Annotated in this window: 5 protein-coding genes; 2 read left to right on the plus strand and 3 right to left on the minus strand. The window is 73.3% G+C overall.

Going from position 1 to position 14,195, the window contains the following annotated elements; all coding sequences use genetic code 11:
* Positions 1-117: 117 nt before the first annotated feature.
* On the plus strand, positions 118-1,323 hold the full coding sequence (locus tag ACWDVB_RS30820; RefSeq protein WP_451516607.1) for an aminotransferase class I/II-fold pyridoxal phosphate-dependent enzyme: 1,206 nt from the start codon (positions 118-120) through the stop codon (positions 1,321-1,323).
* On the plus strand, positions 1,320-2,777 hold the full coding sequence (desII, locus tag ACWDVB_RS30825; protein WP_451516608.1) for a dTDP-4-amino-4,6-dideoxy-D-glucose ammonia-lyase: 1,458 nt from the start codon (positions 1,320-1,322) through the stop codon (positions 2,775-2,777). Before ACWDVB_RS30820 ends, desII begins: the two co-directional genes overlap by 4 nt.
* A gap of 12 nt (positions 2,778-2,789) precedes the next feature.
* On the opposite strand, the gene ACWDVB_RS30830 is transcribed toward desII, so the two are convergent.
* The 3 genes from ACWDVB_RS30830 to ACWDVB_RS30840 are packed head-to-tail and all read right to left on the minus strand — an operon-like array spanning position 2,790 to position 14,190.
* Entirely contained in the window at positions 2,790-3,743 is a 954-nt protein-coding gene (locus ACWDVB_RS30830) for a TIGR03621 family F420-dependent LLM class oxidoreductase (RefSeq protein ID WP_451516609.1), read from the minus strand.
* Positions 3,740-4,984, minus strand: coding sequence for a crotonyl-CoA carboxylase/reductase (ccrA, locus tag ACWDVB_RS30835; protein WP_451516610.1), 1,245 nt, complete (start codon positions 4,982-4,984; stop codon positions 3,740-3,742). The genes ACWDVB_RS30830 and ccrA overlap by 4 nt, the downstream gene beginning before the upstream one ends.
* Positions 4,984-14,190, minus strand: coding sequence for an amino acid adenylation domain-containing protein (locus ACWDVB_RS30840; protein ID WP_451612006.1), 9,207 nt, complete (start codon positions 14,188-14,190; stop codon positions 4,984-4,986). The genes ccrA and ACWDVB_RS30840 overlap by 1 nt, the downstream gene beginning before the upstream one ends.
* Between the last annotated feature and the right edge of the window lie 5 nt (positions 14,191-14,195).

A 14,195-nucleotide genomic window follows, 5' to 3' on the forward strand; every position in this document is an offset into this window, starting at 1 on the left:
CCCGACCTGTACGTGAAACTGCCGTCGCAATCCATTGGCTCTTCTGCCAACATAACGCTCTGGTACGGGCGTTGGCGTTCTGCGTGAAATGAACGGGCGAATATACAGGGGAGCGTTGTGAAGCTGAACACAGGCGATCTCGCGATATTCGGTGGAGTGCACGCGTTTCTGCGGCCGTTGTATGTCGGCTCCCCCAACACGGTCGACCGGGACCGGCTGTTCGACCGCCTCAATTGGGCGCTGGACAACCAGTGGCTCTCCAACAGCGGTCCGCTGGCCGTGGAGTTCGAGGCCAGGACCGCCGAGCTGGCCGGTGTACGCAACTCCGTCGCGACCTGCAACGCGACGGTCGCGCTCCAGATGCTCTGCCACGCGCTGGAGCTCAGCGGTGAGGTGATCATGCCCTCGCTCACGTTCGCCGCGACCGCGCACGCCACGCGCTGGGTCGGCCTCGACCCGGTGTTCGTGGACGTCGACCCGCTGACCGGTCAGCTGGATCCCGCCCTCGTGTCCGCGGCGGTCGGCCCGCTCACCTCGGCGATCCTCGGCGTGCACCTGTGGGGCCGGACGTGCCCGGCCCCGGAGCTGGAGAAGGTCGCCGTCGACCACGGGCTTCCGCTGTTCTTCGACGCGGCGCACGCCATCGGCTGCACCCTCGGCGGACGGCCGGTCGCCTCCTTCGGCGGCGCGTCGGTCTTCTCCTTCCATCCGACCAAGGTGGTGGCGGGGTTCGAGGGCGGCGCGATCGTCACCGACGACGACACCCTGGCCGGGCGGCTGCGCAGTCTGCGCAACTTCGGCCTGGGCCCGGGGGGAGGCAGTCCGGCGGGCGGCACCAACGGCAAGATGAGCGAGGCCGCCGCGGCCATGGCGCTGACCTCGCTCGACGGATTCGACCGGGCCGTCGCCCACAACCGGTCGAACTTCGACGCCTATGCCATAGGCCTCGACGAGATCCCCGGGGTGCGGTTGTTGCCGCACGACGCGTCGGAGTCACGCAACTACCAGTACGTGATCATCGAGATCGACGAGTCCATGACGGGCGTCGACCGGGACCTCGTCCTGGAGATCCTGCAGGCCGAGCACATCATGGCGAAGCCGTACTTCTCCCCCGCCTGCCATGAACTGGAGCCCTACCGGTCCGGCCGCGCCTTCCGGCTCCCGCACACCGAACGGCTCGCCCGGTGCGTGCTGGCCCTGCCCACCGGTTCGGCCGTCTCCCGCGAGAGCATCCGCAGGATCTGCGACGTACTGCGGCTCGTCGTCTCCCGCAGCGATGAAGTGACCTCCCGTTGGCAGCAGATGAAGGGACGAGCCACATGACGTCGGCACTCGATCGGCGGACCGGGGCGGTGGCGCACTGCGCGGTCCCCGGACACGACCCGGACACGGCGGCGGCCGCCGTGCGGCACCTGCTGGCGGAGCGCCGCCACTGCCCGCCGGACGAGGCGGACACCGCCGCCGGCCGGCTCGTCGACCTGGCCCGGCACTACGGCAACCGGCCGTTCACACCACTGGACGAGGTGCGGCGGGAACTGGCCCTGGACACCAACCGCTTCCGGCGGCTCCTCGACCTCTTCGGGCGGCTTCCCGAACTGCGGGACGCGGTGATCGCGGGCCCGTCCGGGCAGTACTGGTCCAACACCGTGCTGCCGCTCGAGGGGCGCGGAGTGTTCGACGCGGTCCTGGAGGGCAGGCCCGCCTACCCGCACATCGTGGGCCTGTACCCGGGGCCCAGCTGCATGTTCCGCTGCCACTTCTGCGTACGGGTGACGGGTGCGCGCTATCCGGCGTCCGCGCTGGCGGACGGCAACGCGGCGCTGGCCTCGGTCATCGACGAACTGCCCACCGGCTCCCCCGAGTCCCTGTACGTCTCCGGTGGCCTGGAGCCCCTTACCAATCCCGGGCTCGGTGACCTGGTGCGGCGGGCCGCGGGGCGCGGCTTCCCCATGACGCTGTACACCAACTCCTTCGCCCTCACCGAGCAGACGCTGGAGCGCCAGCCGGGACTGTGGGACCTCGGCGCCGTCCGCACCTCGCTGTACGGGGTGTCGGACGAGGAGTACGAGGCCACCACCGGCAAGCGGCGGGCCTTCGGCCGGGTGCGGGCCAACCTGCTGGCGTTCCAGCGACTGCGGGCCGAGCGCGAGGCGCCCGTGCGGCTGGGGCTGAACCACATCATCCTGCCGGGGCGCGCCGGGCGGCTGCTCGATGTGCTCGACTTCGTCGCCGAGCTGGACGCCGCCGCGCCGGGTAGGCCCGTGGACTTCCTGAACCTGCGCGAGGACTACAGCGCACGTCCGGACGGGGCGCTCTCGGCGGCCGAGCGCACCGAACTCCAGGAGATCCTGCTCGCCTTCGAGGAGAAGGCCCGGCGGCTGACCCCCACGCTGCGGGTCGACTACGGCTACGCCCTGCACGCCCTCAAGTCGGGCACCGAGGCGGAGCTGGTGCGTATCCGGCCCCGGACGATGCGGCCGCGGGCGCATCCGCAGATCGCGGTCCAGGTCGACGTGCTGGGCGACGTGTACCTGTACCGCGAGGCGGGCTTCCCTGGCCTGGAGGGCGCCGACCGCTACATCGCCGGACGGGTGGGGCCGGGCCGTTCACTGCTCGACGTGGTCGAGGGCTTCGTCAGGGCCCGCGCCTCGGTGGCCCCCCGGCCCGGTGACGAGTACTTCATGGACGGCTTCGACCAGGTGGTCACGGCGCGGCTGAACCAGCTGGAGGCCGACATCGCCGCGGGCTGGGCGGCGCACCGCGGGCTGCTGCGCTGACGGAGACGGGGCTCAGGTGCCGGTCAGCCGCTGGACGACCGGCACGAACTCCTCCCACCGTGCCGCGGGCAGCACCCAGTAGCTGATCCCGAACCGCTCGCGGCGCTCGTACAGCCGCGCGCAGATCTCGTCGACGGTGCCCGCCAGGACCACGGGCGAGTCGAGGACCTCGCCGGGCGGCAGGCCGAACCGGGGGGCCAGCTCGCGCGCGGCGTACTCCTGGGAGTCGGTGACGACCGCGGCGTCGATGAGCAGGCACTGCAGCTCCGGGACCGAGGTCCGGCCGGACGAGGCCGCGAACTCCCGTACCCAGCGCACCCGTTCGTCGAACCGCTCGGCGCGGGCGTTGTCGCCGAGCGGCTTGTCGCGGCGGCCGGCGGAGAGCCGCGCGGTCAGCGACACGATGTCCGCGTGCTCCACGGCGGTCCGCAGCATCCGGGGGCCGCCCCCTCCCATGACCCAGGCGGCCGGGCCCGGCCGTGGCGCGCCGATCGCGTCGACGGCCGAGCGGTGGCGTCCCTCGTACGAGACGGCCCCCTTCTCCCAGAGTTCCTTGAGGATGTGCGCGGTCTCCGCCAGGTGTTCGATGCGGATGCCGGGAGGGGCCATGGGGAGGCCGGCGCGGGCGAAGTCGGGGGGATACCAGCCGGCGCCGAGGCCGATCTCCAGGCGGCCGGGTGCCGCCTGGTCGAGCGTGGCCAGGTCCTTGAAGAGCACGGCGGGGTGCCTCAGGTCGGCGGCGAGCATCAGCGTGCCGAGGGCGATCCGTGAGGTCCAGCCGGCCGCGAGGGCCAGGGAGACCACGGGCGACCAGCGCTCGTCCAGGTGGTCGGGGACGAGCAGGGACGCGTATCCGGCCTCCTCGGCGCCCACCGCGAGCGTGCGCAGGGCGTCGATGCCGGAGAGCGCACCCACGTACACCCCGAACCGGAACGGGTGACGCCCGGCCGGTGGGCCGCCGTTCACGGCATGCCCGTCAGGCCGGGGCCCGGGGCGTTCACGAGGACCGCGGTGTTGCCCGCCGCGTGCCGGTTCTCGTACACCTGCTGATGGGCGCGGCCGATCTCCTCGAAGGGCACGGTCTCGCTCAGGCAGGGGTCGACGCGTCCGGACGCCACCAGGTCGATGATCGCCCGGGTCTCGCGCACGTTGGCCGCGTGCGAGCCCTGGAGCCGCTTCTGGAACATCCACAGGAACCGCAGGTCGATATGGCCGAGGTAGCCGCTTGTGCCCGCGCAGGTCACCACCATGCCGGCGTTGTCGCAGACATACACGGACGTGGCGAGGGTGTCCCTGCCCGGGTGTTCGAGGACGATGCGCGGTGACCTGCGCTCGCCGAGCACCTCCCAGACGCGCCGGCCGAAGGCGCGCGCGCTGTCCAGCCACGCGCCGTACGCCGCGGTGTCGTCGGGGTCGGGCAGGCCGCCCCAGTGGGTGAACTCGCGGCGGTTGACCACGCCGTGGGCGCCGAGCCGCATGCAGTGGTCCGCCTTGGCGTCGTCGGAGACGACCGCGACGGGGATTCCGCCGAAGTGGTCGACGATCTGGATGGCCATCGATCCGAGGCCGCCGGAGCCGCCCCAGATCAGCACCGGATCACCGGGCCGCACGTGGTGCGGGTGCCAGCCGGTCAGCATGCGGTACGAGGTGGAGCCGCCGCCGAGGAAGCAGCCGGCCTCCTCCCAGGTCAGCCGGGGTGGCTTGGGGTGGCACTGGTACTCGTCGACGACCGTGAACTGGGCGAAGGAGCCGTGGTTGAGTTCGTAGCCCCAGGCGCGCTGCGAGCGGGACGCGGTGGGGTCGGTGCCGAGCCGGATGTCGGGGGCGGACTCGTCCCAGCGGACCCCGCCCACGATCACCTGGTCGCCGACGCGGTGCTGGGTGACGCCCTCGCCGACCGCCCACACGACTCCGGCGCCTTCGGAGCCCGCGATGTGGAAGTCGTGCGGGTCGCCCTGCTTGCGGCGGGCCGCGATGACGTCGGCGGGCGCGCCGAGCGCGGCCCACACGCCGTTGTAGTTGACCCCGGCCGACATCACCAGGAGCAGGATCTGGCCCCGGCCGACCGGCGGCACCTCGGTCTGCTCGATGCGGATGGCGTCGGCGGGCTCGCCGTAGCGCTCCTGGCGGATCATGGCCGCGTGCATGTACCGCGGCACCTCTCCCAGCGGCGGTATCTCACCGATCTCGTAGATGTCCTGGCCCATCAGCGGTCCGTTCCCTTCTCGGTGCGCCGCAGCCGCGCGGTGACGATCCGCCCGATCTCGGCGAGCGGCTCGGGGTCCATCATGTGTTCGTGGGCGCAGCGCACCGTGTGGGCGTGCACCCGTCCTTCGACGTACGGCTGCCAGCGCTCGGCGCGGCTGAGGGCGTCGGCGCCGTCGGGCAGGGCCGCGAAGAGCAGCGCGTCGCCGCGGAACGTGCGCGGGACGAACGCGTGCCGCAGGTCGACGTGGTCCTCGAAGGCTTCGAGGACCGTGTCGAGCCGGTCGGCGAGCAACTCCATGAGCGGGTTGCCGAGGGCGCGCAGCGCCTCGGCCGCCTCCTCCCGGGTGACGGGTTCGGTGCCGGGTGAGGAGGGCGCCGCGTGGGTCACTTCCAGCAGGGCGCGCAGCAGTTCGCCGCCGTCGCCCGCCGCCGTGGGCGGCTCGGTGTCCGTCTCGACGGGGTAGGCGTCGAGGAGGGCGAGCGTGGCGACCTCGTCGCCGTCGTCCTGGAGGCGGGCGGCCACGGCGTGGGCGACCAGGCCGCCGAAGGACCAGCCGAGCAGGTGGTAGGGGCCGGTGGGCCGTACCTTCCTGATCTGTTCGACGAAGTCGGCGGCGATCTCCTCGATGCCGGTGGGCCGGTAGCCGGGTGTGCTGTAGGCACGGGCCTGGAGTCCGTACACCGGGTGCTCGGGCGGCAGGTGCCGAAGGAGTCCGGCGTACCGCCAGCTCAGTCCGCCGCCGGCGTGGAAGCAGAAGACCGGGGCCTGCTCGCCGGTGGTGCGCAGGGGGAGCAGTACCTCCAGGCCGCCGTTCTCGTCGGGGCCGGTGTCCGGCTCCAGGCGGCGTGCCAGTGCCGCGACGGTGGGCGCGGTGAACAGCGCCTGCACGCTCAGTGCGGATCCGAGGGTGGCGCGGATGCGGCTGACGAGCGCCGCGGCGGTCAGCGAGTTGCCGCCCAGCATGAAGAAGTCGTCGTCGAGGCCGACCTCGGGCACGCCGAGCGCGTCGGCGAACAGAGCGCACAGCACCTCTTCCTGCGGGGTGCGCGGCGGGCGGGTGTGCTCGGCGCGGTGGTCGGGCGCGGGCAGCGCGCCGCGGTCCAGTTTGGTGTTGTCGGTCAGCGGCAGCCGGTCGAGGACGACGAAGGCGGAGGGCACCATGAACTCCGGCAGCACACAGGCCAGCCGCTCCCGCAGTGCGGCCAGGTCGGGGGCCGGTGAGCCGGCGTCCGGCACCACGTACGCGACCAGGCGCTTGTCGCCCGGACGGTCCTCACGGACCAGCGCGACCGCCTGGCCGATCCCGGGGTGGCCGGTGACGGCCATCTCCACCTCGCGCAGCTCCACCCGGAAGCCGCGCAGCTTGACCTGTTCGTCGGCGCGCCCGGCGAACTCCATGAGCCCGTCCGCGCGCCGGCGGACGAGGTCGCCGGTGCGGTACATGCGGGTTCCGGGCGGGCCGTAGAGGTCGGCGACGAAACGCTCGGCCGTCATGGCCGGGTTGTTCTCGTAGCCGCGCGACACCCCGGAGCCCGCCAGGTACAGCTCGCCGACGACGCCCACCGGCACGGGTTCGAGGCCCGGGCTCAGGACGTAGGCCCGGGTGCCGTCCAGTGGGCGGCCGATGGGCACGCTCTCCGGGACCGGGTCGCCCGCGCGCATCGAGTGGCGGGTGGAGAACACCGTGGTCTCGGTCGGCCCGTACCCGGCGGTGACCACCGTGTCGGGGCAGGCGCGCAGTGCTCTGCGCACCGCGTCCGCGGGGACCACGTCGCCGCCGGTGCGCACCTCGCTCAGGCCCGCGAAGCACTCCGGGTGTTCCTCGGCGAGCAGCCGGAACAGGCCGCCGGAGGCCCACAGTCCGGTGACGCGCTCCTCGACGACGAGGCTCGCGAGGGCGTCCAGGTCGAGCTTGCCCGGCGGGGCGACGACGATCTCGCCGTGGTCGAGCAGCGGCACCCACCACTCCAGGGTGGAGGCGTCCCAGGCGTGCGGGGAGTGGAAGAGCACCTTGCGGCGGCTGTCGAGGTCCCACCAGCGGTCCGCGGCGAGCTCCACCACGTTCTGGTGGGTGACGGCGACGCCCTTGGGGGTGCCGGTGGATCCGGAGGTGTAGATGACGTAGGCCAGTTGGTCGGGTGCCACCTCGACGTGCGGCGCGGTGACGTCCTGGCCGGGCAGCCGGGGGTCGGCGTCGACCGCGACGACCCGTACCCCCGCGTCGGGCGAGGCGGTCCACGCGGGCGTGAGGTGCTCGTGGGTGAGCAGGACGGGTGCGGTGGTCTCGGAGACGAGCAGTCGCTGGCGTCGCTCCGGGGTGTCGGTCTCCAGTGGTACGTACACGGCGCCGGCCTTGAGGACGGCGAGGACGGCGACGACGAGGTCGACGCCCCGGTCGAGGAGCACCGCCACGCGGGTCTCGCGGCCCACCCCCAGCTCGCCGAGGAGCCGTGCGAGCCGGTTGGCGCGCTCGTCCAGCTCGCGGTAGGTGAGGTGCTGGTCGCGGTGGCGGATCGCCGTGTGGTCGGGTCCTTGGGCCACGGCGTCGGCGAACCGGCCGTGGATCGTGGCGGGTTGGGCGGCGGCCCGCGTGAACGCGTCGCCGTTCCAGCCGTCCAGGAGCTGTCGCCGCTCGGCCGGGTCGAGGACGTCGATCCTGGCGACGGGCTGCCGCGGGTCGCCGATCACTTGTTCAAGGACGCGTACGAGGCGGTCCAGGAGTTCCTGGGCCCGCTCGGCGGTGAGGAGTTCTGGCCGGTACTCCAGGCGCAGCCGCAGTCCTGTCGGTGTCATGTTGGCGATCAGGGCGAGCGGGTAGTGCGCCGCCGCGCGGCCCTCCTTGGCCTTGGCGGTCAGTGCGGTGTCCGTCGACTGTCCGGAGGTGGCGGCGGGGAAGTTCTCGTAGACCACCAGCGCGTCGAAGAGTTCGCCGACGCCGGCCAGTTGCTGGATGCGGGCGAGACCGAGCTGGTGGTGGGCGCTGAGCGCGGTCTGCTCGTGCTGGACGCGGGCCGTCAGCTCCTGCCAGGTCTCGCCGAGCCGCAGCCGGACCCGGACGGGGATGGTGTTGATGAACAGGCCGAGCATGGACTCGATGCCGGGTATCTCCGGCGGGCGGCCGGAGACGGTGGTGCCGAAGACGATGTCGTCGCGGCCGAGGAGCCGGCCGGCCAGCACCGCCCACGCCCCTTGCAGGAACGTGTTGACGGTGGTCGCCGACCGTGCCGCCTGCTCCTGGAGCGCCGTGGTGAGCGGGGCGGGCAGGTCGCGGGTGACGTTGCGGGGCATCTCGGTCGGCGGGCCCGGTTCGGCGCCGGCCAGGAGCGTGGGCTCGGAGACGCCGGCGAGGGCCTCGCTCCAGGCCGCCTCGGTCGCCGCGCGGTCCTGTCGCGACAGCCAGTCGAGGTAGCCGCGGTAGGGGACGACGGGGGGCAGCGTGTTCTGGTCGCCGTGGCGGTAGAGCGCGAACAGGTCGCGCATGAACAGCGGTACCGACCAGCCGTCGAGCAGGATGTGGTGCTTGAGGATCAGCAGCCTGTGCCTGTCCTCGCCCAGCTTGATCAGGGTGAACCGGATCAGCGGCGGCCGTCCGAGGTGGAACCTCCGGGTGCGGGCGTCGTCGGTGAGCCGGGTCAGCTCGGCCTGCCTGGCGGGCTCGTCGAGACCGGACAGGTCCACCTCCGCCCAGGGCAGTTCGGCCCGCCGGGGAATGATCTGGACGCTGTCGCCGCCACCGCGGTGGTGGAACCCGGCCCGCAGGTTGGGGTGGCGGTCCAGGACGCCCTGCCCGGCGGCCCTGAGCGCCGTGGCGTCGAGGGGACCTGTCAGGTCGAGCGTGGTCTGCATGGTGTAGACGTCGGGGCCGGTGCCCGCGAACAGGGCGTGGAAGAACAGTCCTTCCTGGAGCGGCGAGAGCGGCAGGACGTCCTGGACGCCGTCCGGCCCGGCCTCCCAGGCGTCGATCTCCTCCTGGGTGACGGAGACGAGCGGCAGGTCGGCGGGGACGAGTCCGCAGGCGCCGGACTGTCCGGCCCGGTCAGCCAGTGAGCGCAGCGCCCGCAGCCAGGTGTCGAGCAGGTCCTGGACCTCCTCGGCGGGGAACAGCGCGGTCGGCCAGGCGCAGCTGACACTCAGCCGGGGCCCGTCGGCCATCTCCCTGACGGCCGCGGTCAGTTCGAGGGCGTGGGCGAACGGCAGGTCGCCGTCGGACGGGTCGACGCCGGCGGACAGGTCCGTGCTGACCGACCACTCGGTGGGTGCCGGGCTCTCACCGTCGAGGGCGGCGTCGAGGGCGGCGCCGTTCATCCGGCCCAGGTAGTTGAAGCCGATCTGCGGGGAGCCGTACGGGGCGAGGACGCCGGCCGTGTCGGGGTTGAGGTAGCGCAGCAGCCCGAATCCCAGGCCGTTGTCGGGGAGTTCCCTGAGGCGGTTCTTGATCCGCTTGAGGGCGTCGACCACGGCGGTCTCCCCCGCCGACGACCGGCCCGGGTCCGGCTCTCCGAGGTCCGGCTCTCCCGGGTCCAGTCGCAGCGGGAACACGCTGGTGAACCAGCCGACGGTGCGGGACAGGTCGATCTCGTCGGCGATCTCCTCCCGGCCGTGGCCCTCCACGTCCAGCAGGACGGTGCGGTCGGTGTGGTCTGCGCGGTCGGTGTCCCAGCCGTGGCGGCGGCGCCAGTCGGCGACGGCGAGCGCGAGCCCGGTCAGCAGGATGTCGTTCATGCGGACCTGGAAGGTCTCCGCCACGGAGGTGAGCAGCGTGCCGGTGAGGTCCGCGGGCAGGGTGGCGCTCAGGTACTCGGCCGTCCCCCGGGTGTCCCGGGCGGGCGTGAGCGCCCCGGCGCCGATACGAGGGTCGTCGCCGTCCAGCATGCCGGTCCACAGGTCCAGTTCGGCGGCGCGCTCGGGGTCCTGGCCCTCGGCGAGGAGGAGCTGGGCGAAGCGGCGCAGCGAGGTGCCCACCGGGGCGAGCCGGGGTTCGCCGCCGGCCGCGGTGGTCCGCCACGCCTGGGCGAGGTCGGGCACCAGGATGCGCCAGGACACCCCGTCGACGACCAGGTGGTGGGCGATGAGCAGCAGCCTGCCGGGGCGTCCGGGCCCCGCGTCGAACCACACCACCTGGAACATCGACCCGGACTCCGGGTCCAGGCGGTCCCGCGCGGCCTCGCCCTCCCGGGCGACCAGGGCGGCCAGTTCCGGGGAGCCGTCGGGGTGGGCGGTGATGTCCACGCGCCGCACGCGCTCCCGCGCCGGGAGATCGCCGCGCGGGGCGACCTTCAGGCCCCAGGTGACCTTGGTGGCGCCGCCGACCAGGGTGGCGCGCAGCGCGTCGTGGTGGTCGATCAGGCTCTGTACGGCGGTGGTGAGCGCCTCCAGTCCCAGTGCGGGCACCGTCAGCAGGACCGACTGGTTGAGGTGCGCGACGGGGCCGCGCCGCTGGGCGAGCCAGCGCATGACGGGGGTCGCGGGGACGGCGCCGATGCCGTCGTCGCGGCGCCGGTCGTCCTGGGGCGCGGACTCCCGTACGGCGGCGGCGAGTTCGGCCACCGTCTGGTGCCGGAACAGGTCCCTGGGGGTGACAACAAGGCCGGCGGCGCGCGCCCGGCTGGCGACCTGGAGCGCGGTGATGCTGTCGCCGCCCAGGGCGAAGAAGTTCTCGTCGACGCCGATCCGGGGTACCGCGAGCACGTCCGCGACCACCTGGCAGAGCAGCTCTTCGCGGGAGTCGGCGGGGCGGCGCGCGGTGTCGGCCGTGGCGGGCCGGGGCGGAGGCAGGGGCGCGGGCAGGGCGGCGTGGTCCACCTTGCCGTTCACGGTCAGCGGTATGCGGTCGAGCACCATCACCGCCGTCGGCACCATGTGCTCGGGCAGCAGCCCGGCGAGGTGGGCGCGGATCAGCTCGGGGTCGACGTCGGTGACGGTGTCGGTGTGGGCGCCCGGCACCGGGGTCACATAACCGACCAGCCGCCTGCGGCCGGGCCGGCCCTCCCGTACGACGGCGACAGCCCTGCCCACGCCGGGGCAGGACGTCAACGCGCTCTGCACCTCGCCGAGTTCGATCCTGAAGCCGCGGATCTTCACCTGGTCGTCCGCGCGGCCGGCGAACTCCAGTTGGCCGTCGGCCCGTCGGCGCGCCAGGTCACCCGTGCGGTACATGCGGCTTCCGGCGGGGCCGTACGGGTCCGCCACGAAGCGTTCCGCGGTCAGTGCCGCGCGCCCCAGGTAGCCGCGGGCCACACCGAGGCCCGACACGTACAGCTCGCCCGGTACGCCGACCGGGACGGGCCGCAGCGCGTCGTCGAGGACGTACACGCGCGCGTTCGGCAGCGGCCCGCCGATCGGCGGCACACCCGGCACGGCGGGCAGCGGCCCGGCCATGGTGCACGAGACGGTGGTCTCGGTGGGGCCGTACGCGTTGAACATCCGGCGTCCCGCGGCCCACTTGGGCACCAGGGACGCCTGCGCCGCCTCGCCCGCGATGACCAGGTTCACCACGGAGGGCAGGCTGTCGGCGGGCAGCTGGGCGAGGATCGCGGGCGGCAGCGTCGCGTGCGTCACCCCGTGACGGCGGATGAGCGTGGGTAGTTGGTCGGCCTGGGCGAGCATGTCGGCGGGGCCCAGCACGAGGCAGGCTCCCGCGCACAGCGGTGTGCAGATCTCGGAGACGGCCGCGTCGAAGCTGAGCGAGGCGAACTGCAGCGCCCGGCTGCCCGGCCCCATGCCGTACGCCCCGATCCTGGCCAGCACGATGTTCGGGACGGAGCGGTGCTCGACGACCACGCCCTTGGGGCGGCCGGTGGAGCCGGACGTGTAGATGACGTAGGCGGGGGTGCGCGGGGTGAGCGGGGCCCGCCGGTCGGCGTCGGTGAGGTCGGCCGCCGAACGGCGTGACAGCTCGTCGACGGTGGCGGGGTCGTCGAGGACGATCCGGTCGACGGCGGACGGCAGACGGTCCGCGGCCGCCGCGGTGGTCACGGCGAGGACCGGACGCGCGTCGTCGAGCATGTAGGCGATCCGGTCTGCCGGGTACTCGCTGTCCACCGGCAGGTACGCGGCGCCGGACTTCAGCGCGGCCAGGACGGCGACGATCATCTCCACGGAGCGCGGCACCATCAGGGCGACCACGCTCTCGGGACCCGCGCCGCGCTCGACCAGGAGCCGGGCCACGCGGTTGGCGCGGGCGTCGAGCTCCGCGTACGACACGGTGTCCGCGCCGCGGATGACGGCCGGGGCGTCCGGGGTGCGGGCGGCCTGCTCCTCGAACAGCTGCGGCAGGAGCAGCGCGGGCAGCGGACGTTCGGTGGCGTTCCAGCCGTGCAGCAGCCGGTCCCGCTCGGCCTCGTCCAGGATGTCCGCCTCGCCGATGGGCCTGCCGGGGTCGGTGACCACGGCGCGCAGCAGCCGGACGAACCGTTCCGTGATCGCCGCGACCGTGGACCGGTCGAAGAGATCACGCGCGTAGGCGACCGACCCCGCCAGGCCCGCCGCCTCGCCGTCGCCGGTCTGCTCCACCAGGCGTACGGACAGGTCGAACTTGGCCCGGCCGGGCGCCTCGGGCGGCGGCTCCACGGCCACGGCGGCGTCGCCCCCGGTGTCGTCCGCCGGGTCCGTGCCGCGCAACCCGTCGAGTCCGGTCTCGGGCCGGGTGAAGTTGTCCAGGACGAGCATGACCTGGAAGAGGGGGTGGCGGGCGAGGGAGCGCGCCGGGTTGAGCTCCTCGACCAGCCGGTCGAAGGGGACGTCCTGGTGGGCGTAGGCGGCGAGGTCCGACTCCCGCACCCGGGCGAGGAGTTCACGGAAGGCCGGATCACCCGAGGTGTCGGTGCGCAGCACCAGCGTGTTGACGAAGAAGCCGACGAGGTCGTCGAGGGACTCGTCGCCGCGACCGGACACGGCGGCGCCGATCGGCAGGTCCGTTCCCGCGCCGAGGCGGGTCAGCAGCGCGCCGAGCGCGGCGTGCAGCACCATGAACGGCGTCGCGCCGTGCGCGCGGGCCAGGTCCAGCAGCTTCTGGTGCAGTTCCGGGTCCACCTCGAAGGGGACGACGCCGCCCTCGTGCCGGGCCTCCGCGGGGCGGGGGCGGTCGGCGGGCAGAGCGAGCTCCTCGGGGAGACCGGTCAACTTCTGGCGCCAGTAGGCGAGTTGGCGGCACAGCTCACTGTCCGGGTCGCTGTCGTCGCCGAGTGTCTCGCGCTGCCAGAGCGTGTAGTCGGCGTACTGGACCGGCAGTGGCTGCCACCGCGGGGCCTCGCCGGTCCGGCGCGCCGCGTAGGCCGCGGACAGGTCACGTACCAGCGGCCGCACCGAACCTGCGTCACCGGCGATGTGGTGCAGGACCAGGACCAGCAGATGGCTCTCCGGTCCGAGCACGAGGAGCCTGGCCCGCAGCGGGGGCTCGGCGGCCAGGGCGAAGGGCTCGGCGCGGACGGCATCGACCGCCCGGTCCGCGTCCTCGGGCCGGACCTCCAGGACGCCGAGGCGCGGACGCGCGGCGTCGGGGTCCAGGATTACCTGGTGCGGCACGCCGTCCACTTCGGGGTAGAGCGTGCGCAGGCTCTCGTGACGGGCCACGACGTCGGCGAGCGCGGCCTCCAGGGCGTCCCGGTCCAGCGCGCCGTGCAGCCGGGCCGCCAGACAGATGTGGTAGAGGGCGCCGGTGTCGGCCAGTTTGCCCAGGGCCCACAGGCGTCGTTGGGCGTACGACAGCGGGATCGTCCCGGGACGTTCCCGCACCGCCAGCCCCGCACGCCCACTGACCGCACCCGACTCCACCCACCTGACCAGACCCGCCACCGACGGCGCCTCGAACACCGCCCGCACCGGCACCTCCACACCGAACACACCACGCACCCGCGACACCAACCGCGTCGCCAACAACGAATGCCCACCCAACCCGAAGAAATCATCCTCCGGCCCCACCACCGGCACACCCAACACCTCAGCGAACAAACCACACAGAATCTCCTCGGCCGCCGAACGCGGACCGCGCCCACGCCCCACGTCACCGGACACCACCGGCACCGGCAACGCCCCCCGATCCACCTTCCCGTTCGGCGTCAACGGCAACACATCCAAACCCACCACCACCGACGGCACCGCATACCCCGGCAACAACCCCGCCACCACACCCCGCACCACCACCGGATCCACCCCACCCGACACAAACCCCACCAACCGCCCCCCACCATCAGGACCCACCACCACCGACG

The organism is Streptomyces sp. NPDC003379 (assembly GCF_053589195.1).